The organism is Methylobacterium sp. WL103 (assembly GCF_008039885.1).
Classification (GTDB): domain Bacteria; phylum Pseudomonadota; class Alphaproteobacteria; order Rhizobiales; family Beijerinckiaceae; genus Methylobacterium; species Methylobacterium cerastii.
This window is the reverse complement of record NZ_VRUX01000021.1, coordinates 1-22,679: the sequence shown is the minus strand read 5'-3', so window position 1 is coordinate 22,679 and position 22,679 is coordinate 1. Positions and strand designations below refer to the sequence as shown.

General features: G+C 58.2%; 14 protein-coding genes and 4 pseudogenes. 9 read left to right on the top strand and 9 right to left on the bottom strand.

The features are described 5' to 3' along the window. Positions 1-132: 132 nt before the first annotated feature. Positions 133-270: pseudogene (locus tag FV222_RS30920) on the top strand (IS5/IS1182 family transposase); the annotation flags it as partial. A 307-nt stretch (positions 271-577) separates the two neighbouring features. Here the strand turns inward: FV222_RS30920 and FV222_RS30560 are convergent. Further along, positions 578-1,129, bottom strand: coding sequence for a hypothetical protein (locus FV222_RS30560; RefSeq protein ID WP_210248438.1), 552 nt, complete (start codon positions 1,127-1,129; stop codon positions 578-580). Between the two features lie 495 nt (positions 1,130-1,624). Between FV222_RS30560 and FV222_RS30555 the strand changes: the two genes are divergently transcribed. Further along, positions 1,625-1,876, top strand: coding sequence for a hypothetical protein (locus FV222_RS30555; RefSeq protein WP_210248437.1), 252 nt, complete (start codon positions 1,625-1,627; stop codon positions 1,874-1,876). Here FV222_RS30555 and FV222_RS03120 read toward each other — a convergent pair. Further along, positions 1,850-2,890 carry a glycosyltransferase 61 family protein gene (locus FV222_RS03120; protein ID WP_187277194.1) on the bottom strand — a complete coding sequence of 347 codons (1,041 nt, stop codon included), beginning with the start codon at positions 2,888-2,890 and terminating at the stop codon, positions 1,850-1,852. The two genes, FV222_RS30555 and FV222_RS03120, sit on opposite strands and share 27 nt — an antisense overlap. Positions 2,891-3,813: 923 nt before the next feature. Further along, positions 3,814-4,035: pseudogene (locus FV222_RS03115) on the bottom strand (IS630 family transposase); the annotation flags it as partial. Positions 4,036-4,717: 682 nt separating this feature from the next. On the opposite strand from FV222_RS03115, the gene FV222_RS03110 reads away from it, so the two are divergent. The 3 genes and pseudogenes from FV222_RS03110 to FV222_RS30915 all read left to right on the top strand — a co-directional run. Beyond that, a complete protein-coding gene (locus FV222_RS03110) occupies positions 4,718-6,253 on the top strand; it encodes an ISL3 family transposase (protein ID WP_147812964.1) in 1,536 nt (511 codons plus the stop codon). A 159-nt stretch (positions 6,254-6,412) separates the two neighbouring features. Continuing rightward, positions 6,413-7,960: pseudogene (locus tag FV222_RS03105) on the top strand (ISL3 family transposase). Between the two features lie 172 nt (positions 7,961-8,132). Beyond that, positions 8,133-8,360, top strand: a pseudogene (locus tag FV222_RS30915) (IS3 family transposase); the annotation flags it as partial. 662 nt (positions 8,361-9,022) lie between these two features. On the opposite strand, the gene FV222_RS03095 reads toward FV222_RS30915, so the two are convergent. The 5 genes from FV222_RS03095 to FV222_RS03075 all read right to left on the bottom strand — a co-directional run bounded on the left by FV222_RS03095 (position 9,023) and on the right by FV222_RS03075 (position 16,661). Then, the gene (locus FV222_RS03095; RefSeq protein ID WP_147812960.1) at positions 9,023-12,013 is read right to left on the bottom strand and encodes a glycosyltransferase; all 2,991 of its coding nucleotides are present in this window, start codon (positions 12,011-12,013) and stop codon (positions 9,023-9,025) included. Beyond that, positions 12,010-13,236 (bottom strand): glycosyltransferase, encoded by a 1,227-nt coding sequence (locus tag FV222_RS03090; RefSeq protein ID WP_147812959.1) that lies wholly within the window; start codon positions 13,234-13,236, stop codon positions 12,010-12,012. The genes FV222_RS03095 and FV222_RS03090 overlap by 4 nt, the downstream gene beginning before the upstream one ends. A gap of 24 nt (positions 13,237-13,260) precedes the next feature. After that, a complete protein-coding gene (locus tag FV222_RS03085; RefSeq protein WP_147812958.1) occupies positions 13,261-13,833 on the bottom strand; it encodes a methyltransferase domain-containing protein in 573 nt (190 codons plus the stop codon). Positions 13,834-13,956: 123 nt separating this feature from the next. Then, a complete protein-coding gene (locus FV222_RS03080; protein ID WP_187277192.1) occupies positions 13,957-15,456 on the bottom strand; it encodes a DUF4214 domain-containing protein in 1,500 nt (499 codons plus the stop codon). Between the two features lie 257 nt (positions 15,457-15,713). Then, complete coding sequence (locus tag FV222_RS03075) at positions 15,714-16,661, bottom strand: hypothetical protein (protein ID WP_187277191.1); 948 nt, start codon at positions 16,659-16,661, stop codon at positions 15,714-15,716. Between the two features lie 300 nt (positions 16,662-16,961). Here FV222_RS03075 and FV222_RS03070 point away from each other — a divergent pair, with 300 nt between their 5' ends. From FV222_RS03070 to FV222_RS03055, 4 genes are all read left to right on the top strand, one after another. Further along, positions 16,962-17,690 (top strand): SapC family protein, encoded by a 729-nt coding sequence (locus FV222_RS03070; RefSeq protein ID WP_147812955.1) that lies wholly within the window; start codon positions 16,962-16,964, stop codon positions 17,688-17,690. Further along, entirely contained in the window at positions 17,687-18,511 is an 825-nt protein-coding gene (locus FV222_RS03065) for a SapC family protein (protein WP_147812954.1), read from the top strand. The genes FV222_RS03070 and FV222_RS03065 overlap by 4 nt, the downstream gene beginning before the upstream one ends. Before the next feature lie 95 nt (positions 18,512-18,606). Further along, complete coding sequence (locus FV222_RS03060) at positions 18,607-20,340, top strand: type I secretion system permease/ATPase (RefSeq protein WP_147812953.1); 1,734 nt, start codon at positions 18,607-18,609, stop codon at positions 20,338-20,340. 34 nt (positions 20,341-20,374) lie between these two features. Continuing rightward, positions 20,375-21,850: an HlyD family type I secretion periplasmic adaptor subunit gene (locus FV222_RS03055; protein ID WP_187277189.1), complete on the top strand. Its 1,476-nt coding sequence runs from the start codon at positions 20,375-20,377 to the stop codon at positions 21,848-21,850. A gap of 120 nt (positions 21,851-21,970) precedes the next feature. On the opposite strand, the gene FV222_RS03050 is transcribed toward FV222_RS03055, so the two are convergent. Further along, positions 21,971-22,351, bottom strand: coding sequence for a hypothetical protein (locus FV222_RS03050; RefSeq protein WP_147812951.1), 381 nt, complete (start codon positions 22,349-22,351; stop codon positions 21,971-21,973). Positions 22,352-22,679 lie beyond the last annotated feature (328 nt).

The following is a 22,679-nucleotide window of genomic DNA, read 5'->3' as shown; positions in this document are numbered from 1 at the left end:
CCAAGAACGGCGCCAGCCACGTATCGAGCCCGTCCGTCCCCTCGCGATCCCGATCCATCGCCGCCCCCGAGCCATCCTCGGGCAGACAACGCATCACGACCCTTTAAAGTGCCCAGGTAGTGCTAGGGAGCGTTGCTCTCGTACGTGGACTTGGTGGCTCAAGTCCGGTCCGATCATCCTCTACGGGCCATCCGGCAACTGATGGACGAGGCTCCGTCGGCCCTGAGCGGGTCGTACTCGGCGCTCTATGCGACCCGGATTGGCCGTCTATAGATCCCGCCCGAGATACTGCGGGCCATGCTTCTGCAAGCGTTCTACTCGATCCGCCCTGTGGGTACATGATTGCTAAACCCCGGCTTATCAATTATTATCGGAAATGACCGCTGTAATTTTTATAAACTTGAATTAAACTACCAAGCTCATAAGCGATCTTATTTATGTTTGGAATATTTAAGCCTGAGGCCGTTGTAAATTCTTGTATTTACAGATCACGGTTTTATAACTGCAACCGTTGACTTAGAAACATATATAAAATTTAAGTTTCAATACCCCTTTCAGAGTTTGTCATTTTCGCTACTCATTTTAATTTAATTGATACCAGGACACTGACAAGATCGCGATCTAATGTTCCCTTACCCTTATCGAGATGATGCAGGGTAAAGAACAGCCGAGCTGTGTCGCCTTCGATCGTGTCGAAGTTGAGCGACTTGCTGTCCGGATCGATAAGGGATGGATATACGTAGAAGTACTCGTTCTGAAATTCTCTTGGGCGGGTTGGTGCCTGCATGATCCGAACCGGCGGCTTCCAAGTCTTCAAATCGGAACTTTCAGACGCGTAGAAGCCCGGAATAGGGGCCTCGTCTCCCGGCAGTCTCAAGCGGCTTGCGAATATTGTAATCCAACATCCGCATTTCTTGTGAAGAGAAATGGACCGCGCTTCGCCATGAAGCGCACCGATGCCGACGGGAGCGCAAGGGGCACCAGTCGACATGTCGACTGAGAACGCTGTTCCATCCCACGCTCTCCAAGCGCTCGGGTCGAAAGGGTTAGTCGTACGAAGAAGACAGTTTCCAGGCGCTTGGCGATCCTCACCCTGAGCATACACCATGACGTACTGCGCACCTTCCATCGTGACTATATTCGTAGCCGTAAACACCCCAAATCGAGCAGTCTTACCTTCATAAATACCTCCTAATCCAGCGATCGTTCTACTGAATTGGGCGGTCCGCTGGAACGAAGCTCCCATGTCAGTGGAGATTGCTCCAACGATATCATTGAGCCAACAACGTCCCGGCAACCCTTTTGAGTCACAACCAGATCTTCGAATGACCCCACTTAAGTCATGGCTTACGAGGGCCGCCACATGTCGGCCATCGCGCGTAAACACTGCTTGAAGCCAGAACTTCTCGTCTCCAGTGGGATCGAGCTCATTGCTACTTAGAACAGTTCGGCATGTAGGTCGGACCTTGTCGAGCTTTGGCCCAACTAGCACCCAATTCTCGTAATGCGTTGCAAGGAGTACGATATTTCCGTCCGCACGTCGAAAGGCGCGGGCTGGCGAGTCCGGGAGCGCATCAGGGGCGCACTTGTCTGTTTTCCAGCGGTACGTCGTCGCTGGCTCCCCTTGGATTGCGAACTCAAGGTGGGCTGGTTCACGCGAAGGCTGCGCGACTGCGGTGGCGGCGGTGCTGAAAATCGCTGCGATCAAGGCAGCAATCTTTGTTGCCAATTTATGCTGTTTGCTCATGCTCGCTCTATTATGCGTCAATTGCTTTTCGTGTATTTTTGCGTTGATTTTTACTGCCAAAAATTCAGCGCAAAATACTTCATTGCCTTTGAGACGGCTCGGCTAAGCTGCTACGGTGCTGGCCGGTAGCGGACGCTCTACAAAGGTGTCTTTAATCAAGCGGTTCACTTCGAACAGGTCGGCTGTGACTTCGTCAGTCGTTGGCCCTCTCCATTCGGCGGCTGACACGAAACCCGCCTCGGACAATTGGCCTCGCAAGGCACAGAAATCTAATTCGGCCCTTGCGCGCCAGAGAGAATTCTTATCGCGCTCAGGGGACCATAAGCGCCGAATGCACGGGGGAGAGTACGCCGGCACGCATCCAAACGACATGAGCTGCCAGTCGAACACCACGCTCATTGGACGACGGCGTACGATCGTGACGCGCTGATCGGGGCGGACGAATAGTGCGAAGAGGTGAAGCGCAGAACCTTCCGCGAAAATGAGGGTCTCGGCTTGGCGGTACAGTCCGATCTGATCGAGGATGCTTAGTTCCTGCGGATGGATGATCTCGTAGCCGTCCCGCGTCAGATTCTCCTCAAGGACACCTTCGCAGATGATGCCCGCTTCTACAGTGAGCTTTGAGCGTGAGACGTAGATCTTTCGTGGTCCTTGCACAGCAGGAACAGGAAGCTTGGCGAACAATGCTTGCACGACTGGGTGCCCGTAGATGAAACCAATCCGCGAATGTGCGATCTGATCTGGAACGAGAAGGGTCTCGAATCGGGCCGGCTCCCTGATAATTATTACCTTCGTTAAAATAGAAATATGCTTTATAAACTCGATCATGTAATTGGGAACAGGGGCGTCACGGAAGCGCAGATAGAAGACGATTGACTTAACGCGATAATCACAGAACTGAGTCGCCCATAGTCTACACAAGCTTTCTGCGAAAAAATGTCCGAAGTGTTCATTCTTAAACAGGCCACCAAAAAGGTGGACACCGTCATAGACTTGAAATGAACTCTCGCTATTAATGGAAGTTGGAGTATTGCGCAATCCGTTTTTGATGTGGTTGCCGCGGGGGCAGACGGTTCCGTCGCTGTAGTAAACGCCTCCGTCGAACGCTTCTGGCCCGCTCTTCCCGTGTATGATGCGGGTCATCGGCGCCACTATTGCGCCTGAAATCACCTCAACCAATGGCCGCTGTTGGCCCTGCTTCTCGAAGGCCTCGTCAATTCGAGAACGGAATGAATCAGGAAAATTGATAATTGGCTTGGCTCCACAATACGCTAGTCGGCTACTGCCGTCCGAGACCAACCGCTTAGGTTTCAAATGCGTGTCATCGAACTCTGTCGAATCTGTAGAGGATTCGTCATGGCAAATCAAGAAAGTCAGCAGGTTGATACTCTCACCGGAGCGTTTCCCCCTTGAGTTTACCGATCATTATCTATTACACGCCAGTCTGTCGCAGCAGATTCCTCCACTATTTGCCCATGACTCATTTCGATTAAATCAATGGTATGTTCAAATGTTCGACATTCGAAATATCAGCCTCCCTATTGTTTCGTTATGACTAAGAAAGCTCTATTGTTCCACCTTTTTAATTGTACGCAATAACCTTGCTTGAGTATCGTGAGCGACTGACCAAAGTTCATGTTGCCTCCAGGGAATACATGTGTGGTCTCGAACAGTGCCGAACGGGCGAAGTTCCCGTCAATGCAACGAGCTTGCCCAATCAAAGTGACGGACTAACTTAGCTCCGGGTCGTCGCCTGCGGTAGCACAACTCAAGGATAACCCCATGTCCGCAAAAGTGCGAGCAGCGCTTGAATCCGTGAGTGAAGCGTACAAGACCCCGGCCGACGCTTGGCCGGAGAACGTGGCGCAGACCCCAGCGCCCGTTCCGCAGCCTGAGCCGAAGCCGGCGCCTGCTACCTCGGCCCCAACGCACGCGCCTCCCCCTGCGTTCGTATGAAAAGCTTCAAGCCCAAGGATCAGGATGGCAACGATCGAGGCGAAGACCGGCCGCCGCCCGTTGGCGGGTCGAAGCCGCGGACGCATTTCCTTCAGGGTGATGTCGTCCTATTCCTCGATCAGCGCGCGCAGGAAGGCCTCGTGCGGGTCGAGCTTCGAGCGGCGTGCCCGCCCCTGCAGACGGGCTGCCACCGTCCCAGTCGTCTTGAGCGCGGACATCCAGCGGATTGAGGCGGCGACGTTGACCTCGATCTGCGCCGCCTGCCGGCGGGAGGTCGTTGCAGCGGCTTCCACCACCCAATCGTGCAGATCCTGGCTGTAGGGTCGTCCCATCCGTCGCTCCTTCTCCAGAGCGATCAATAAATCAGCCCAACAGCTTCGCGTGCCCCCCACCCGACCGATTCAGTGAAAACTGAAAACGCTTTAGCCGTCCACATTTTTGGCGTTGCTACTGCATTAATTCAGACTCTTCTCAGACTGGGGGTCGTGAGGCAAGCTTCTCCTGAGCGAAGTTTTCGGGTTCCGGCTGTATCGCTCCCGCGGGTCACACGCTTCTCTCTGCGGTTGGCGCGAGGCCGCCGCATAATGGGGTGAGAAGAACGATGCGCCTCAATCTGTTTCACGACTTGGTTTGCTGAAATTCTTCTCTGATTGGGGTTCGTGAGGCAAGCGTCTCCTGATCGATGTTTTTCCGGTTCCGGCTGTATCGCTCCCGCGGGTCACGCGCTTCTCTTCGCGGTCTGCGCGAGGCCGCCACATGATGGGGTCAGGAGAGTGAGGCGTCTTAATCTGTTTCACGACCTAGTCTGCTGATGCGGACCGGTTCTGGACTTTCAACGAGATCGCCCCATCCATCGTCCCCGCCGGAACGATCCGGGTAACCTCGCGAGTGAAGTCTGGGGTGTCAAACAGCGTTAAACATTGGTTCATCCGCGCTTTCAATGCTGCGGGATGATTCGGGCGTTGGTTCACGTGGTGACCCAAGGGCAGCGCGATGCCGATGTTGAACCCGTCGATGCCGTCGGTCCCGGACGGCCTGCACGTCGATGACCTGACGCTGAATGAAACGGGGTTGCTGATCACCGCCCGGACCACGGGGGCCCAGGCCTCCTGTCGGGTCTGCGGGCGTGCGTTAGCGCGGGTGCACAGCAGGTATTGGCGGACGTTCAAAGACCTGCCCTGGCAGGACCGAGCGGTGACGTGGCTGGTGCAGGTGCGCCGCTTCCGGTGCAGTCATTGCCCGGGTCGGGTCTTCGCCGAGCCCGTACCGGGACTGGGCGCGCGCAAGGCGCGCCGCAGCGACCGATTGGCCGAGGCGCAGACCGATATCGGCATGGTGCTCGGCGGCGAGCCCGGCGCACGGTTGTCGCGGCGGCTGGCCATGCCGGTCAGCGGCGACACCGTCCTGCGCCTGATCCGCCGTCGCGGGACCGTACTGTCAGCGCCGCCACGCGTGGTCGGCATCGACGATTGGGCTTGGCGGCGTGGCCGGTCCTACGGCACCATCGTGTGCGACCTGGAGCGGCGGCGCGTCATCGACCTGTTGCCCGGCCACTCTTCGGCACCGGTGCGGGACTGGCTTGCCGCCCATCCGAGCGTGACGGTCATCAGCCGCGACCGTTCTGGACCCTACGCCGAGGCCGCACGCACGGGAGCGCCGGCGGCGACGCAGGTCGCGGATCGCTGGCACCTGCTCGTCAACGCGTCCGAGGCGCTGCGCGGCATCGTCGAACGGCACCAATCCGAGATCCGGGACGTAGCGCACCGTAGCGTGCACGATCGCTCTGCCTCCCCTGATTTGACGGAGACCGCACCCACGCCGGAGGTATACAGCCGGCGACGCGATCGCTGCGAGGCGGCCCTGTGCCTCCACGGCGAAGGTCTGCCGACCAAAGAGATCGCGCGCCGGATCGAAGCGTCTCGCAACGCGGTGCGCCGCTGGGTCCGGGCGGGCCGGTTTATGCCCTACCGCCGAGCACCGGGCTCAAGCCGGCTTGACCCTCATCTCTCCTTCGTCGAGATGCGCTGGCAAGAGGGCCAGCGCAGCGCCACCGTCCTTCACCGCGCGTTGCGCGCGCAGGGCTTCACCGGCAGCTACGACATCGTCCGGCGTTGGGTCGCGCGACGGAGGCAGGGTGCGTCGGCGCGACCACCGTTCGCCCGGATTCCCTCGACGCGCCGCATTACCCGGTGGCTGACCGGCAATCCGGCCACGCTGGCGCAGGAGGATCGCGCCTTCACCGAAGCGCTCTGCAGCGCCGCGCCGAAGCTGAAGCGGGTCGCCGAGGATGTCCGTGCCTTTGCCGACCTCCTGCGCCAGAACGATCCTGCCGGACTGACGCCATGGCTGGAGGCTGCAGCCGCGACCGATCTCGGCGGCTTCGTCACCGGGCTCCGCCAAGACGAGGCCGCCGTGCGCGCGGCCATCGTCGAGCCCTGGAGCAACGGTCCTGTCGAGGGACAGGTCAACCGCCTGAAACTGATCAAGCGCAGCATGTACGGCCGCGCCGGATTCGATCTCCTGCGCCAGCGCGTCCTACATGCCGCGTGAGCCGAGACCGGCAGAGCTTGACCGGACAACCGACCCGCATCATCGAGAGTGCGGATGACCCCCAAAATTGACCCTGGATCGGCGCCGAACTTTGGGTCTGACTCAATTTCGGTGCAGGCGAGTTGATGGATCTCGGCTTCGGTCGTCGGAGATCCTGCCATGCCTCGCAGCCTGCATCCCAGTTCCGTATTTCTGTGCGGCCTTGTCATCGATCATGTCGAGGTCGGCACTGGGCTGACCATCACCGCCCGGCCGGTCGCCGCCTTGGCCCGGTGCCCAGTCTGCGATCAGCCCTCGTCTCGAATCCATAACCACTACACCCTCACCCTGTCGGATCTGCCGGTTGCCGGGAGACGCGTCGTCATCGATGTCCACGTCCGTCGTTTCTGTTGCATCGGGTCGGACTGCGGGACCAAGATCTTCGCCGAGCGGCTCGGGCCAGACCTCGCAGGTGCCTACGGCCGGCGCACGGCCCGGCTCCATGGTGCATCATCTCGGCCTTGCACTCGGCGGTCGGCCCGCAGCCAGCTTCGCCCGACGGCAAATGGTCCCGGCCAGTCGGGATACGATGCTCCGGACCGTGCGCCACCGTGCCGTCCGTCCTGTGGAGCGTCCGAGCGTGATCGGCATCGACGACTGGGCCTTCCGTCGGGGACAGCGTTACGGCACGCTGTATGCGACCTGGAACGGCGACGTGTCATCGCCTTGCTACCGGATCGGGAGAGCGCCACCGTCGAAGCGTGGCTCGCGGCTCATCCAGAGATCACCGTCGTCGCCCGTGACCGCGGTGGTTGCTACGGCGAGGCAACGACGCGGGCGCTGCCCAAGGCGATCCAGGTCGCTGACCGATGACACTTGATGGAGAATGCCAGCGCCGCTTTCCTCGATGCCGTGCGCAAGTCGATGGCCGCCATCCGCGCCGCGTTGGGAGCTGCGACGGTCGATCCCGAACGGCTGACCTGTGCCGAGCGCCTGTAGTACGAAGGTTATCTTCGGAGTGAGGCGACGGGCGAGGCGATCCTGGCCATGTTGCGACAGGGCATGCCGATCAAGAAGATTGCTCGGACCACCGGACATAGCCGCAAGCTCGTGCGCAACGTGCTGCAGGGTCTGACCGGCGACGTGTTCCGCGCGCGTCAGAGCAGCCTGGACGCCTATCTACCTTGGCTTGATGCTAAGTGGGCCGCCAGTTCTCGTAACGGGGCCGAACTCTGGCGGCGGCTTCGCGCCAGCGGGTTTACCGGCAGCCTGCGGGTGGTCGGGGAATGGGCGACGCGTCGCAGGCGCGGCGAGCGCGCTTTGGAAGGATCGCCGGGCAAGGTGCCATCGGCGCGCATCCTCTCTCGGTTGATGACGACGGGGCGGGACAATCTGACGAAGGCCGAAGCCGTCATCGCGGCGACAATTGAGACGGAGGTTCCGATGCTCGATGAGGCAAGGTCCCTGCTGTTGCGCTTCCAAGCTATGATCCGCGAACGAAGGCGACCTGATCTCGACACCTGGATCGAGGCTGCAGCACGCAGCCTTCTGTCGTCGTTCGCGCGTGGCTTGATGAAGGACCAGTTGGCCGTTGCTTCGGCTCTCACGCAATCGTGGTCGAACGGCCAGACCGAAGGGCAAATCACCCGCCTGAAACTCGTGAGGAGGCAGATGTTCGGTCGCGCCAAACTCGACCTGCTCGAAGCTCGGGTTATCGGAGCGTCATGAGCCGATCAGCATCAAGATTGCGCCAGACCCGAAGATGGGCCGGCCCTCGTGAGTGGGTCATGGCCAAGGCGCAGTTCGCCGTCATCTTCGGCGAGCGCTTCTCCCAAACCTTAGCGGCCTGATGTTCAACCGGCCGCCCCCACACGAAATTCCTCACAGTCCCCGGCTCTGGCCCTTTAGCCTGCAGGAGGTCGCGGCCATGAGCCGGTCCGTCTTTCCCTCCAATGACAAGCCCTATGGCCTGACCCGAGTGTAGCGGATCTGGGGCGCGTCACCCGCAACCGTTCATCGCCACCTCTCTCCGGCTCCGCACCAGTCTCCGCAACGGCCCGGCCCGGTGGGACCGATGCCGGATGCGGCGCTGCTCACAAAGATCTGCGCCACGCTCACCGGGAGCCCAAAAGACGTGGCCGCTGAGAGGATCACGTTTCATCACTTCCTGCGCCAACAGCGCTAGTGAGGCGACCCCCTCCGCATATCGGTGTGGCCAGTGGCGAGCCAGACCTTCATCCCAAGCGGAACCGCGATCATCGAAAGCCCTCCAGCCCCCCGCCAACGCAAGCACCGCGTCGACCTCGACGCCGCCTTCGGAGATGATCCAGCGGCCCGCGGGCAGCACGATCTCAACCCGCCCGACCGCTCCGGCCGCGATGTGGGAACCCGATCCCTGCTCGCGTCATCCAGCAGTGATGCCAGCACCGGTGCCGGACTGGACGGCCCTGGATCCGACGCGACTGCGACGGACAACAATGCGCCGGGGCAGGCTGCGCCTCCATCCGTTCACGCCAGCGATAGATCTGCTGCGCCTGGATGCCGTGGCGCTTGGCCGTCACGATTACGTTGCCACTGGCCACGGACTCCGTCACGACAGCGCGCTTCTCTTGAGCACTCCAGCGGCGGCGTCGTACGTAAGTCGCATCGTCCACCCGAGCATCTCCGGCATCGATGCCAGCACCGATGCCGGATCAGATCACCGAAGAGCTGGACGCCGACAGGACTCCCAACAAGGAGGCCTTCGCCGGATGCGCACCTTGCAAATACAGCAACGATCCGGCCAACATTTTACTGCCGCGATCTCCGCATGTTTGATGGCCGCCGCTCATCAGCACCACTTAGAATACACTCCAATGCTTCAAGCACTGCCGACCCATCGGATTCTGGTGAAAGCAGCCAACCACCGCGACGCTCCCGAATGCGGTCCGCTGGTGCACCGATATCAAGGCAGGCGACCGGGAGAGCAGCCTGCCAACAGTCCGAGAGCGTGTAACTGAACGTCTCCGGCCAGGGGCTCAGCAAAAGCCCTATTTCAGCGCGGGATTGGATCAATAAGCGCACTCCGTCACCGGGTGGGAACGGGCCAGTTATCTCCACATTCCCGATCGTACGCAGCGCCTCGTCGTCCTGCGTAAATCCGACCACTACGAAGCACAGTTCGCTGTGCGCAGCCATCGCCACCCGCGCGGTATCAAGCAGGAGCTCGTATCCCTTATGATCACCGATCGCCCCCGGCACCGCCACACGTCGCTGGCCTGACCGCGGCCGGGGGAATTTGAGTTCTAGCGAACAAGCTAGATCCAAGCCTGAAAGCTTATCTATCGACAGACCGGGGTGAATTTGTTTGATACGACGGGATACGTCGTCGGAAACAGCTAAAACGGCATCTGACTGCCTCAGTATACTCCCAGTGAACAACCGGTACTCAGAGACCGAATCAAACGTTTTCTGAAACTCGATATCAGGATGAGGTCCAAATTTCGCGATACAGCTGTCGCAGATGGCGCTGGGCGGCTGCCCACAATACTTCGAGCGGCCCTGAAGGAGGAACACCCGGGGACACGTCCAGCTGTAATCATGAAGCGTCGTTGTGATCTCGGCCGAAGCCCCGAACAGTGATGGCAGGATACGAAAGTCAACGCCCGCTAGCGTATGGATATTGATTGTGGTCAGACCTGCAGCTTCGAGATGACTGATAACATCCGGTATCCGCGATGCGCTGAAGCGCAGGTGCAAGACCGGCGAGAAGCTTCGAATCTCGTAGTCGGGATCCGCAACTAGGTCGGCAGCCTGAACCCTCGTAAGAAAGAGCGGAAGCACGCCATCTTTATATTGCGAAATGCTGGTATCGAGTACGTAGCGCTGAACACCTCCTCCAAGATGGTTGACGAGATGCAATGTTAGATCGGCACGCAGCTCAGACAATCGTGCCAGTGAGACTGCGTTTCGAGCGTCATTAAGCGGATCACGACGCATAAAATTTTGGATGAGTTCGTAGTACTCTGGATAGCGTTGCGAAAGAATGTCTGCATTTTTCTCCACAAGCGCCTTTTTACTGTCACCGAAGGATTTACTACCTTCGTGCGCAACGAAGGTGTCGCAGGCCGCCAAATGTCGGAAGCCATGTGCAGATGCGCGCAAACACCAGTCGTTCTCCTCGCCGTAGCCGCGACCCCAGATCGGATCGAAAACGCCAACCTCGTCAAGCGCTGTTCGTTTCAGATACATGCAAAAGCCATGCCCGGTCGGCAGGTCGACGACTCGGTCTTTATTCTGCTCTTGGAACAAGCGATCGAGCCTGATTACCTCGTCAAGGCTTGGGCATGTATTTTCCTCGTTCGGCAATGGCCAGCTCAGGATGGTCGCATTGTTCGACATCGGCGTGATGCTGCCGGCATCAGGGTGTTTTTCCGCCAATGCTCGAAGTCGTTGAAGCCAACCCGGAGGTACCTTGGTGTCGGCATTGAGAAGCACGACGTCGTCCCGCCCCGCGAGGACGATGCCCTCATTTACCGTCGCCACAAAGCCTAAGTTAACGTGGTGTCGCTGTAGAGAGAAGCCGTGGGCTGGACAAACCTGACCAAGGTAAATGGCGAGGTCGGCATTCGGTGTCGCATCGTCGATGATGACAACACGCGCCTCTTTCGGGAGCTCAGACGCTGCCAAGGACTGGAGACACGCGTGTGTGGCGTCGAGATCGTCGTAAACCGGTACTACGATCGTCACATATTGAGGCGTGACCATGTCCCGCTGCGCAGTGACAGCCTCTTGGCGAGCAACTGAGTAAGTTCCTGCAACTCTGGCCGGCCCATGAATGCCACCGGATCGAAGTGCCGCAAGAATCGCATCGAACCCGACACTCCGAAGCCACTGTGCATCGCTGCGCTCAAGAGCCGTGCCCGAACGAACAGCGGCGGCAATGCGGCTAACGGCTTCGACCTGATCAACCATCGGAACAAAGACGCTTGGCCGAAAGAGATCAATGTTAGGTGCGAAGGTAGGTGCGATGCGCACGGTTCGCGCACCGCCGGCAAGCGACACTGTGAAGTCGCACGCACGCCGATCGCCGCGCTCACCGTCCTCAACTGCAGCGGGCCGATCGGCCTGCACCTCAAGGATGGCTCCAGAATCGGTGATCACCTGCAGCTGCAAAGGCTCGTTCGGTGTCGCACCCAGCTCATAGCACCACCCTGCCACGCGCCCTGGCTCTGCCGTCTCGAGGCGACCAAGAGGCTGAAATCTGTAGGTCTCGAACGTAGATTTGAGGGCAGTCCCCCGGACGCGCAGAACGAACTCGTGCGCGTCCCCGTCAAAGACGAAGCTTGGCAAAGAAACGGTGAAGCCATCGAAGCCGCCGTTTAGGCTACGCTCCAAGAGGTCTCGGCGGTACTGGAACGTGACGGTCGCAGGAATGTCGTAGCCATCGACACTCAACGAGAAATCAATTTCCTCTAATGCAGAGTCGAGCATTTGTAGTGAGCACCAGCCACGCAGAAACCCTTGTGACACACGTTCGAGGCGCCCCTCGATAGCTTCAGGACCGACGGCAAACACGGCCTGCACCCGATTATCGCCCTCTCCTGCATCGACGAGCACCCGGTTCGCTAGTCCCGTAAATGCCTCGTCAGGCAAATGCAGAAGCAGCCGACCCGTCTTGTCGCGGCTACCCCTACAAGCAAGCACACCCCCATCCTCGAGAGTTACCAGAACACTGGCTTCAATAAATCTGAAAGCGGCGTCGTCAATGCAAAGGAGGCGATTGAATTTCTCGATCGTCATGTTCGACCTGCGAGGGAGCGGATGAGCTCAAGCCACCGAGCGGCGCAAGCCTTTCGTGTGAGACCCTGCTCAATCACGGCATGACGCGCGGCCATCCCAAGCTGCTGCCGCTGTGCGGTCGCGTGCAGGAGCTCGCGGATCTGTCCGGCCCAATCTGCCGGCTGGAAGAAGTCGACGAGGCGTGCGGTCTGCCGGTCCTGCAGAACCTCACGCACCGGAGCCGTGTCAGATGCTACGATCGCGCATCCCGCCGCCATCGCCTCTAGGAGCGACCAGGAGAGCACGAACGGGTAAGTCAGATAGGCGTGGACGCGCGATAGCCGCAGGCAGTTGGCGTAGACCTCGCGGCTGACCCAACCGAGAAAATGGGTGCGTGCAGGATCGAGGCGTCCTCCGAGCTCCTCTGAGAATACTTGGCGCCAAGTTCGCCCGTCCGGGGGACTTGGCCCATACCCCCCCCTCTCCTTCCCGATGATGAGAACCTGAACATTTGTTTCCTGGGCGAGAAGCATAGGCAGCGAACGCATGAAGGTATGAAAGCCACGATAAGGCTCAAGACTGCGAGCCACGTAGGTCACTACAGGTGACCCCGGCGCGATTTCAATTCCAGTTTGCGCAAACCGCATTGGCCGCGCCTTGCCGGCCCCAAGAGCATCAATGTCGATGCCCTCATGCAACACTGCGATCTTGGATCCGAACTCAGCTGGGAACGTCGACTTCTGCCACGCGGTCGGGGCAACACAGATATCGGCATCGTCCATAGTGGCGAGCGAGAGCGCGTTGGCGCCGCGCAGACGATGCAGGACATCGTCGGACGCGAGGAGGAACTCTGGATCAAAAGTCAGATCACTACCAATGCGACCATAATAATATTCACAGTAGCAAACAATCCGCGCCTGCGGAAACAGATTGCGGAGGAACAGACCCTCTCCCCACCCCGCATGCACTACGATCACATCGGGTTTGAAGCCGTCCTGCTTTAGCTGGCGACCCTGCTCGGCGACCGACTCCGCGGCCGCCACACGTTGCGTCAGACTATCGACAACGGAGCTGCCGGACGCAACAACGGGCTTAAGCGTGTAAGGATAGTAGGAGATGCCCTGCGGCACGTGAAGGCGTCGGCCAATTGCCGCGAGCCGAAATCCGCCGGCCTCGCGCAGAGCCTCAACGATCGGACCAAACTGACCGGGGAAATTTTGGTGGACGAAAAGAACCTGAATCATGAAACGCCTTTGACGAGATCTTCGTCAAAGACGAACCTCGATTGTAGTATCTTCCATAAACGCGGCAGCCCAAAGATCATACCGGTCGCCAGACCTTACTTGCGCCCGCGGAAAGCCGGCTTCCTCTAACGCGCAATATAATCGATCCGCGGTGTAGCCAGTCCGATGTGCCATGTAGACGCGCCCTGCTCTTAAAGCCGGACGAAAGCCGTAAAGCATGTCCATAGCAGTGACGGGACCAGCCGGGGATCGATAGGCGATTTCATCGGCTCGTCCCTGCGCGACCAATTCCGCCACTGCGGTCAGATCTGGCATCGTCAGGAGGGCAAAACCATTCGGGCGCAAAACTCGCCGGAATTCGCTTAACGCTTGCGCAGCTTCGTGCTCGTAGAGATGTTCCAGATGATGCGACGACCAGACTGCATCAACGCTCCCGCTCGCGAAGGCCGATAAATCGACCGCCGAAGCTACAATGTCAGGTTCAACATATGGATCGATGTCAACGCGCAATTGTCGCCACGCCGTTCCATCCCGAAAGAAGGGATGCATGCGGGCCGGGTTATGCGGGCCTGAGCCGATGTTGAGGACGATCTTCACGAAGGAGTGGTTCCGAGAGCCAAAGCGAACCAAACATCAGGCACACGGCCGGAGCACGCTATACCAACCAAACAAAGAAGGCCGGACTAGGGGTCCGGCCTTCTGCAACGCCGATCAGATCGCTCAGATGTGGTCGGTGATGATGTGGATCGTTCCTGCCGTCTTAGCCTCCGCCTCTGCAGAAGCGGCGAAGCTGACAACGACATCAGCCTTTGAGATCGAACTAGAATCGAGCAGCTTCACGAAGTAGTTGAAGCCTTCCGTATCGGGGCTTCGATGCAACATGTTGTCGTACATCAAAGTCACAAACTCGGAGTTAGTCAAACTTCCGTGTTGAGCCTGAAACTCAGCGCTACCCAGAAACGCGTCCGCAATACCCTTAAGTGAGGTGCCTGCATGATCGGCCGTCCAATGGTATTCAAGTCCATTAGGGTCAGCAGACCGATCAAGAACGGCATTATACATTCGGGCGATAACTGCCTCGTCCGAGTTCGAGGCGTTGATTACAACAGCATCACCGAACTTGATATACTCGGCGTTCTGGATCGTCGTCTCGGCTGTGGTTTGGAGGTTTGTGACGACGAATTTGTTGCCCTCCACTCGGGTGGCGTAGTTTGCCAACGGCTCATTGATCTGAACGTGATCGAAGCCGGCGCCACCATCCACTGTGTCCGAGCCGTCGCCCAAAATTAGAAAATCACCTTTGGATCCGCCGCGAAGCAGCTCATCACCCGGTCCGGAAGTGACGGTGAGGTGACCGGCCGCATCAATAGTGGAAGACGCCACGACCGGCGCATTTACGATGACCGTATGGTTCGCGTTCGTTACGGATACGCCCTCGGCAGAATTTGCGAAGGCCAGCGCTACGTCGGCACGTGAGATGCTGCCTTGATCGATCAATTTGACCCAGCTTTCAACGCCGCCGGGCTCAGGCGCCCGGTCGAGCAGCTGATCGTAGAGCGTGGTCACAAACTTTGTCGCGTCTGTTGCCGCCCCGAGTGTCGCCAGCTTCGCTTGTCCCTCGGGACTGTTCAGTATGTCGCCTGCGATCTGCGATGCGCTACGGCCGCTCTCAAGAGCAGCCTTGAAAAATTCGAAACCAACCTGATCGACGGTGCGGCCCAGGATCGCCTCATAAAGACGTGCAACAGCAGCTTGATCAGCATTCTGCACAATTGCCGCGGTACTGGTGTCAGACAACCGGACGTACTCGACGCCTGACAAGGTCGCCGAACCACCGGCGGTCGACGTGACCACAATGTGGCCTTGTCCATCGGTCGTGATGTTGGCGACGTTCGACGTGCCACCTACGATAGCGCTCGGCGCGCCGGCATTCGACGCCGGGGCCGTCTTATTTTCGGAGAACGCGAAGATGTCCGCACCCGTGCCGCCATCAACCTTGTTACCGGTAGCGCGTTCGTCGACTTGCACGGTGTCGCCGCCGCCGCCAAGACCGACCTTATTGTTGTTGCCCGTAACGAAAGCCTGAGTAGTTCCGAAACCACCCGTATAAGTGTTGTTGCTTCCAGTGACGAGAGTGGTCTGAGGCGTGGCCGCATCAGCGTTCTGAACGTTGATATTGCTGCCTGTGACGCCAACGACGGCGGAGCCTTTGGTATTCATGTATGTCCCAGATACACTCGCATCTACGACAGGCGCATTAGGGGCAGAATTTGGCCCTACCTCGGTGACCTGCACGGTACCGTTGCCGAAGCCAGCGGCAGCAAGTGCCGCGCTCGCGGCGGCCGCAAATCCGGGAGGTGCGGTTCCCCCACCTGGTGTCTCTACTGCAACAGTCATTTCTCAGCCTCTTTGCTCAGTGATCTCGACCGAATGGTTTGATGCGCTACTCGGCATTTCGCCCATTGCGCAGTTAGTCCTCAAAATCCCCCGCTCCGAATGGGACGACGGATCTGCAGACGCGGCGGCAACCGCGGCAGGTCTGAATCATCGGCTGCGACCTGGTGACCCACATGCAGCGAAGGTGTGGGCTCGCTATCTCCACGCACCATCTGCGGCTGTATCAAAGTGTCGCGCGCATCCAGCTCCTCGAGCTTAACTGAGAGCCCAACCAGGTATTCGCGCCCAGTTGGACCGAATAGCTGGACCCCGCCCTCGCGCGAGCTGGTCCGAGTCCCATCGCTGAAGACGGCCTCAGCAATAAGGCGATACTCCCCTATCCTAAGTCCGACCAGGTTCATAAAAATCCCGTTGATCGCTCGACCCTGACCACGACTTCCGACAAATCCGCCCGTGAGCGTGTTTGGCATACGGCCGCGACCAAGCAGCGAGACGGAATACTCGATGTCGATGCCTTCTGGCCGATTCGGCCAAAACAGCGACAGCCCTTCGATGCGGGCTCGGCTCGTTTCGCTCCCAATCCAATCCGGGCTATCGACGATGATATCGCCAACACGCTCGATATGCGCACCGAGACGCAGCGCCCGGGCTGGCAACGGCACCGGCGGATTCGGCCCCGCTAGAATGCTGCGCACCTCTGGTGTACGCGCAGTTTCTGCCACGTCCAACCGATCTACCTTAATAACGATTGTGTCCGAAATGCCAGCCGCTTCTCGCAGCGTCGACACAAGCAGACGCGCCTCGCCCTCAACCGTTGCAATAAGGACCTCGCCTGGCTTGCGCAGCAAGTTGTGCGCGCGACCCGGCATCGGCTGAATTGAAAGTCCATCAGATTGATCGGGATCCGCGGCCACCAGGACGCGAGGTGGATAGCGCAGATCATCGGCACTTACATAACGCAGAAGATATAAGCCGGATTTCAGCGTCAGAACGCGTGTCACAGCTCGAAGATCGCCTCCCGTCGACACCGTTTGCCCCTCAATCGTTTAAGCCGAATCCGCATGACGGCGAGCGGTCTACGCACGTTTCTGTTACCAACACAGCTCCATGTACGCAACCATGTTTTATCCCTACATTCGCCCAAGTATGCTGTGGTACAGTGTTTTAGCCGCAAGAAAGCGGCCTGTCGCTAATCCGCCACAGCGAAATGCGGGAATATTCTCAGTATGCATTGACTTCGATCCCGACGTTGGCGGCTTAACTCAATTGAAGGAAACGGATAGCAAACGGCTGGACCCTGCCAGTATTTGATAGGATCGGAATCATTTATGTATGTAAATCTTCGAGAGGTGCATGAGATAGAGGGTGCATTCGATCTCTACGGTGAGATGGAGTACGGCGATCGTGAGTTGCGGCAGGCAGTCCCATTAGTTGTCCGGGAGGCCTTTACTCTGGCCCGCTTTTATCCGGTTATTTGGCGTCGCATGTCACTAGGTCTTGAGCTTGTTGCTTTGCGCAGCCTCGTACCGGACGGTGGTCCGGGCATGGATCGGCCGGTGCGGCCTCTTTTGGTTGAGGCTTTCCCATTTGCAGCGGCGGAGACAGCTGATGCCCAACATGTCCTTATGATCGATCAAACTGCCATCCCAGCCTATGCCGGTCTGCCCGCGTTCACAGCTCACGGAGAGGCCTCCCATGAGATGCAGCGGCGGATCAATGCCCTTCAGGTTTTCCTGCATGATCGTGCAAAAACCCGCGCTTTGACGCAAACACTCTTAAGCCACGACCTTCTCGATCCTTGGGACGTCGATCTTACAATCGATGATCAACGTGTCGCGCTTACCGGCCTCGCCATTGTTACCCGTGATCCAGGCACTCGTTGGCATCGGCTGCGCGAGGCGAAGCTCGACGGCGATATTGATTTAGTTCGGCTGCTTGTAGCGCATGATCTCTCTTTGTTTAAAATGCAGGAGCTTGTTCATCAGCATCGCACGGCGCGTGTGCGCGTGATCGATGATGCCGCCTCCTTCATCGCCCAGGCTGAGCTCCATTTATGATGAGTGCACCCTTAACTCCTCCTGCCGCAAGCACACAAGAAGGGCTTTTAGAGCTTTTGCCAGATAAACTCGCCGACCTACGTTGGGGATTCTCTAATAATCCGCTTGGCTCCCGGGACACCATCACGGTTCCGATCACACGATCGGAGCTGCACCGTATTTCACACGAATATTTTATTGTTTTCGAGCGCCTTTACAACAGAGTTCGTCCCGTAGTACTTCTTCCCCAACGCCGGCCACCAGCTCATGGGACGGCAGATGCCGGCATCGCTGAAGCGGGTTCAGAGACTGTGGTCTATCTCCCTTTGGCGTCGCGTCTTCATCCTTTCGTGACCGAGGACGAAACGGGGCGAGAACTGGTTCAACTCGACCCCCTCTGTGTAGGGCCCGATCAAGCAAACGCATTCTTCGAGGCCGGAGACAAAGAGAGCGACGCTCTTGCTCAGGTTCGTGTGAAGTTACGTGCCTCCTGGGACGGGCAACGTGCCTTGGCCGAGGCCGCCGAACACCTGAATCAGGCGGGCCTCCTTAAGCCCTTCGACGAAAAGAATGCTGCTGCGATGAAGTTCGACATGAAAGTGCCGTTGTTGGCCATCTCTTTAGAGGATGTTGACGCTGAGTTTGGGACGCGTTTGGCGGATTGGATGGCGCACTCGGTGACGGCTGTCGAACTGGCACTCGTCGCCGAGTTTTCGATGAGGTCCAAATCTCGAACTCATCCAGCGGCTCCCTCAACAAACAGAGGTGTTGACGCTGTTTCACTTATCCCAAGCGCACTGGAATCGGGCTGGCTCGTCGAAGATGAAGCGCTGCGATTTTAACCCATACGCGCGATAGGGTCTAACGCTTAATCGCGCTTGATTAATGATGAAACAAAGTCTGCCCTCGGCTCACGCCATGAGATATTGATTTTCTTATGCACCGTTTCCTGCATCCTCCGACCCCCCTTCAGCGTGTGCTCAGGACGATAGCTCCCGCGCTCGTTGGGGTGACTGTGTTCAGCCTTTGCATCAATCTTCTTCTCTTCGTCGCCCCGCTGTTTATGATCAATCTCTACTCGCGAGCGGTTCCGACGCGGAGCGTCGAGACCCTCCTCGCACTGTTCGCAATCGCGGTCTTCCTAACTGGAATCTATGGTGCGCTCGAGGCCGTCCGTGCCCGGGTCCTGGTCCGGGTCGGTCTTCGGATTGATGAGATGGTCGCTAGCACCGTCTTCGCTACGGCCTTCCGTGCCGCGGTGACACGGCGGCAGCCGTCGCAGCACCAGGCTGTGCGAGATGTCGATCAGGTTCGGGATTTTTTCTCCGGCAGCGCGATTTTTGCCTTTTGTGACGCTCCTTGGACACCGATCTTCATCTTCGGCTGCTTTCTGATCCACCCCTACTTCGGCGGGCTGGCGATCTTTGCCTGCCTCCTCACCATTGCTCTCAGTATCGCGAACGAGTTCGTTAGCCGCCCAGCGCTTAGCCGGTCAGGTCCGTTGAACACTCGCGCAGAGAGCCTCATGATGGCGTCGCATCGCAATGGCGAAGCGATCTGGGCGATGGGTATGGTCCCAGCCGTTACCCGGCGGTGGGCCCGCATGCATACCGAGGCGGTCAGCTGGCAAGCTACGGGCAGCGATAAATCGGGTCTTCTTCTCTCGGCTACCAAGTTCGTCAGGCAGGTGATCTCAATGTCCACCCTGGCGCTCGCAGCCTACTTGGCGATTGAGCGTGAGATTTCACCTGCGGTAATTTTTGCGATCAATATCCTAGTGTCGCGATCAATCCTGCCGGTCGAGCACATGATGCAAAATTGGCGCAGTTTCGGGCGTACCAGAGCCGCCTATGGTCGGTTGCAAGATCTGCTATCGAACGTCGAAGCTGATCGCCGCATGCGCCTCGCCGACCCGCAGGGGCAGCTTTCGGTCGAAGGGGTCTATGCTGGACCACCTGGCGTGACCAAGCCCATTTTGCGGAACATCAACTTCGCGATCGAGGCTGGGTCCGTTCTCGCCATTGTTGGACCCAGCGCTGCTGGCAAATCGACCCTTGCCCGCGTGCTCATCGGCTTGTGGCCTCCCGTGACCGGCACCGTGCGTCTCGATGGGGCCGAGGTGGGACACTTTGACCCACATGAACTTGGAAGGCACCTCGGCTACGTGCCGCAGGACGTCGAGTTGTTTGATGGGACTATTTCTGAGAATATCGCTCGTCTGGAGACACCCGACCCTACCAAGGTATTGGCAGCGTCGGCATTGGCGGGTACGCACGATCTCATTCAATCGCTGCCCGAAGGATACAATACCCGCGTCGGGGGCGGCGGCGTTGCGCTGTCAGGCGGGCAACGCCAGCGCATCGCTCTCGCGCGAGCCGTCTACGGAGATCCGGCCCTGATCATTCTCGATGAGCCAAACTCAAATCTTGACGCAACAGGCGACGACCTGTTGCAAGCGGCGATCGCCAAACTGCGCCAGCGCGGGACGACAGTTGTGGTAATCACGCACAAGGCAGGTCTTCTTGCCGCCGCCGACAAAGTTCTTGTTCTTGATGCGGGATCTGTGGCGCATTTTGGCACCCGCGACGAAGTGCTTCAGAAGCTCAGGCGTGGGACTGCGGCTCCCGTTGGGCAAGTGAAACTGAAACCCGTCGGGTTGAGCGCGAGTTAAGGCAATGGATCCCTCGCCTACATCAACCACTTATTTGAGCCAGCTCAACCGTCTTTGGCGCCACTTGTCCGAACAAGTAATGGGACGGAAAAGCAGCATACGGGCGCTGGTTGTTCCGCCTGAGTCGCCAATTTCGGCGGAAGCCGCTTCGGCGGCAGTCCGTAACTCAGATTTACGCGAGCAAGGCCAGGCCGATGTCGGCCGCGCTCTCGATGCTCCGTCTATATCTAGCAACTGGCGTGCAGCCTCTTGGACGGGTTACGGTGTCGTCGCCTTCGCATTCATCGGTCTCGGCGGGTGGTCGTCTATTGCTCAAATCAATAGCGCCGTTGTCGCTCAGGGAATCGTCTCCGCAGAGTCAAGCCGTAAAACTATCCAACATCTCGAAGGTGGTATCATCCAGGACATAAAAGTGCGGGATGGGGATAGTGTCGAACAAGGTCAGATCCTGTACCAGCTTGACCAGACCCAAGCTCGAACCAATTTAGAGCTTTTTGTCAATCAGCGAGCCGCCTTCGTAGCGCGCGAAGCGCGCCTCGTGGCGGAGCGAGACGATGCATCACAGGTGTCATTCCCCTACGAGGTTCTCAAGAAGTCGGAGAGTCTAATCGTCAAACGCGCGATTGACGACGAGCGAGCGAACTTTAATCAGCGACGAGCGACCCTCCAATCTCAAATTGCCATCCTTTCGTCGAAAGCTCTGGAAACGCAGCGGCAGATCGAAGGGCTCCGTGCCGATCGCGAGGCGAATGTACAGCAGACTGGACACATCGATGCGGAGCTCGTCGGTGTGCGTTCACTTTATGCCAAGAACCTTGTCGCGCTCTCACGCCTCAAGGCCCTTGAGCGCGAAAAGAGCCGTCTCGAGGGCGCCGTGGGCCGTACCGAAAGCGATATCGCACGTAGCGAACAAGCCCTTCTCGGCATCCGCGCGGAAAAATGGCAAGCACAGCAGCAGTTTCAGCAAACAGTGACTAACGACATTGTCGATGTTCGTCGGCAACTCGGAGAGGTGAACGAACGCCTGTTGGTGGCTGAGGATCAACTGAAGCGGACAACGATTCGAGCGCCGCAAGCGGGTACGGTTCAGGGCATGAAGTTCTTCACGACAGGGGGCGTGATTCGGCCCGGTGACAACGTTTTAGATATCGCTCCCCTCAACGAAGAACTGGTTATCCGCGTAAAGATCTCGCCGATTGATGCTGATGCTGTCACCTCTGGATTGGAATCAGAAGTTACTTTTCCCTCCTTTCATACTAAAACTATTCCAGTTATGTTGGGTAAACTGAAGAGTGTCTCAAGAGATCAAGTGAAAGACGAGAAAGGCGATGCCTTTTTCGCTGGTGAAGTTAGGGTAGATCACACGACTGTGCCGGATGATATCCGCACCAAACTTGTTGCAGGCATGCCATCCGAGGTTTACATCGCAACGGGTTCGCGCACCCTTCTGCAGTACCTCGTGGCACCACTTGCAAGAGCGACACGTCGCGCCATGAAAGATAAGGATTGATCTGGTTTAGCGCAGGATAGAATTGCTATTTATATTCATTGCAATCTCAGCGGTAATTTCTTCCTCTTAACTTTTTTTGGACGGCCTATGAGCTTTCATGTTAAGCATAGATACAGTATATCAATTTAATTTGCTCGCTGAGGATCGAGCTGTACTAGACCCTAATTCAAGCAGCTTGTGACCAAGTTCAGCTGCAGTTTGGAGGGGAAACATAAATTGGAAGCTGACGTTGCCTCCTAACGTAAGTTGTACAAGCGCATCTCTCGTTAAAGGATGACGTCCGGCGATCCATCGGTTCACGGCAAACGTCGGCAAATTCTGCGCCGCTTCTCCTGAAAGCGTGGTTGCTATTTCCAGAATTCTTTGCGCTATTCCTATCGCTGCCTCGCGTGTAAGTGGCAGTACGGCATCTTGGCCGAGGGGCCTGCTGATCCGTAGAGCGATCGCGCCATCGGAAGTCGCCTCGATCACCATGGCTCCCAGTGTATTGCGCTCGGTCATTTTAGCCGTCCGTCTTTCCAGTGAGTGCCCAGCATCGCACGCATGGCGATGGCACGTAACAGATCTCTTAATGCGTTTTTGTGAGCGTTGGGAAATCTAAGATCGTAATTACCCACCCCCTTGCGCGGGTCGGGTTTCGCTGATTCCATCGTGGGATGGGCCGAAGCGATCTTGAACGGCTGAGCCGTGAGGAGCTAATCGGTAAGCGCTCGGTGACGGCTGCCTTGTGCGGATAGGGTCTGGGTCTGGATACAGGGGATGGCGCGGGATGGCGCTGTATCGGCCCTGTGTCTGGACCTATGACGAACACGGCTCACATCGTCGTCGC

Coding starts and splice junctions, on each gene's coding strand:
- FV222_RS30560 (WP_210248438.1), bottom strand. CDS start 1,129: ATGGAAGGTGCGCAGTACGTCATGGTGTATGCTCAGGGTGAGGATCGC.
- FV222_RS03120 (WP_187277194.1), bottom strand. CDS start 2,890: ATGACCCGCATCATACACGGGAAGAGCGGGCCAGAAGCGTTCGACGGA.
- FV222_RS03095 (WP_147812960.1), bottom strand. CDS start 12,013: ATGACGATCGAGAAATTCAATCGCCTCCTTTGCATTGACGACGCCGCT.
- FV222_RS03080 (WP_187277192.1), bottom strand. CDS start 15,456: ATGAATACCAAAGGCTCCGCCGTCGTTGGCGTCACAGGCAGCAATATC.
- FV222_RS03090 (WP_147812959.1), bottom strand. CDS start 13,236: ATGATTCAGGTTCTTTTCGTCCACCAAAATTTCCCCGGTCAGTTTGGT.
- FV222_RS03065 (WP_147812954.1), top strand. CDS start 17,687: ATGATGAGTGCACCCTTAACTCCTCCTGCCGCAAGCACACAAGAAGGG.
- FV222_RS03050 (WP_147812951.1), bottom strand. CDS start 22,351: ATGACCGAGCGCAATACACTGGGAGCCATGGTGATCGAGGCGACTTCC.
- FV222_RS03060 (WP_147812953.1), top strand. CDS start 18,607: ATGCACCGTTTCCTGCATCCTCCGACCCCCCTTCAGCGTGTGCTCAGG.
- FV222_RS03070 (WP_147812955.1), top strand. CDS start 16,962: ATGTATGTAAATCTTCGAGAGGTGCATGAGATAGAGGGTGCATTCGAT.
- FV222_RS03110 (WP_147812964.1), top strand. CDS start 4,718: ATGCCGTCGGTCCCGGACGGCCTGCACGTCGATGACCTGACGCTGAAT.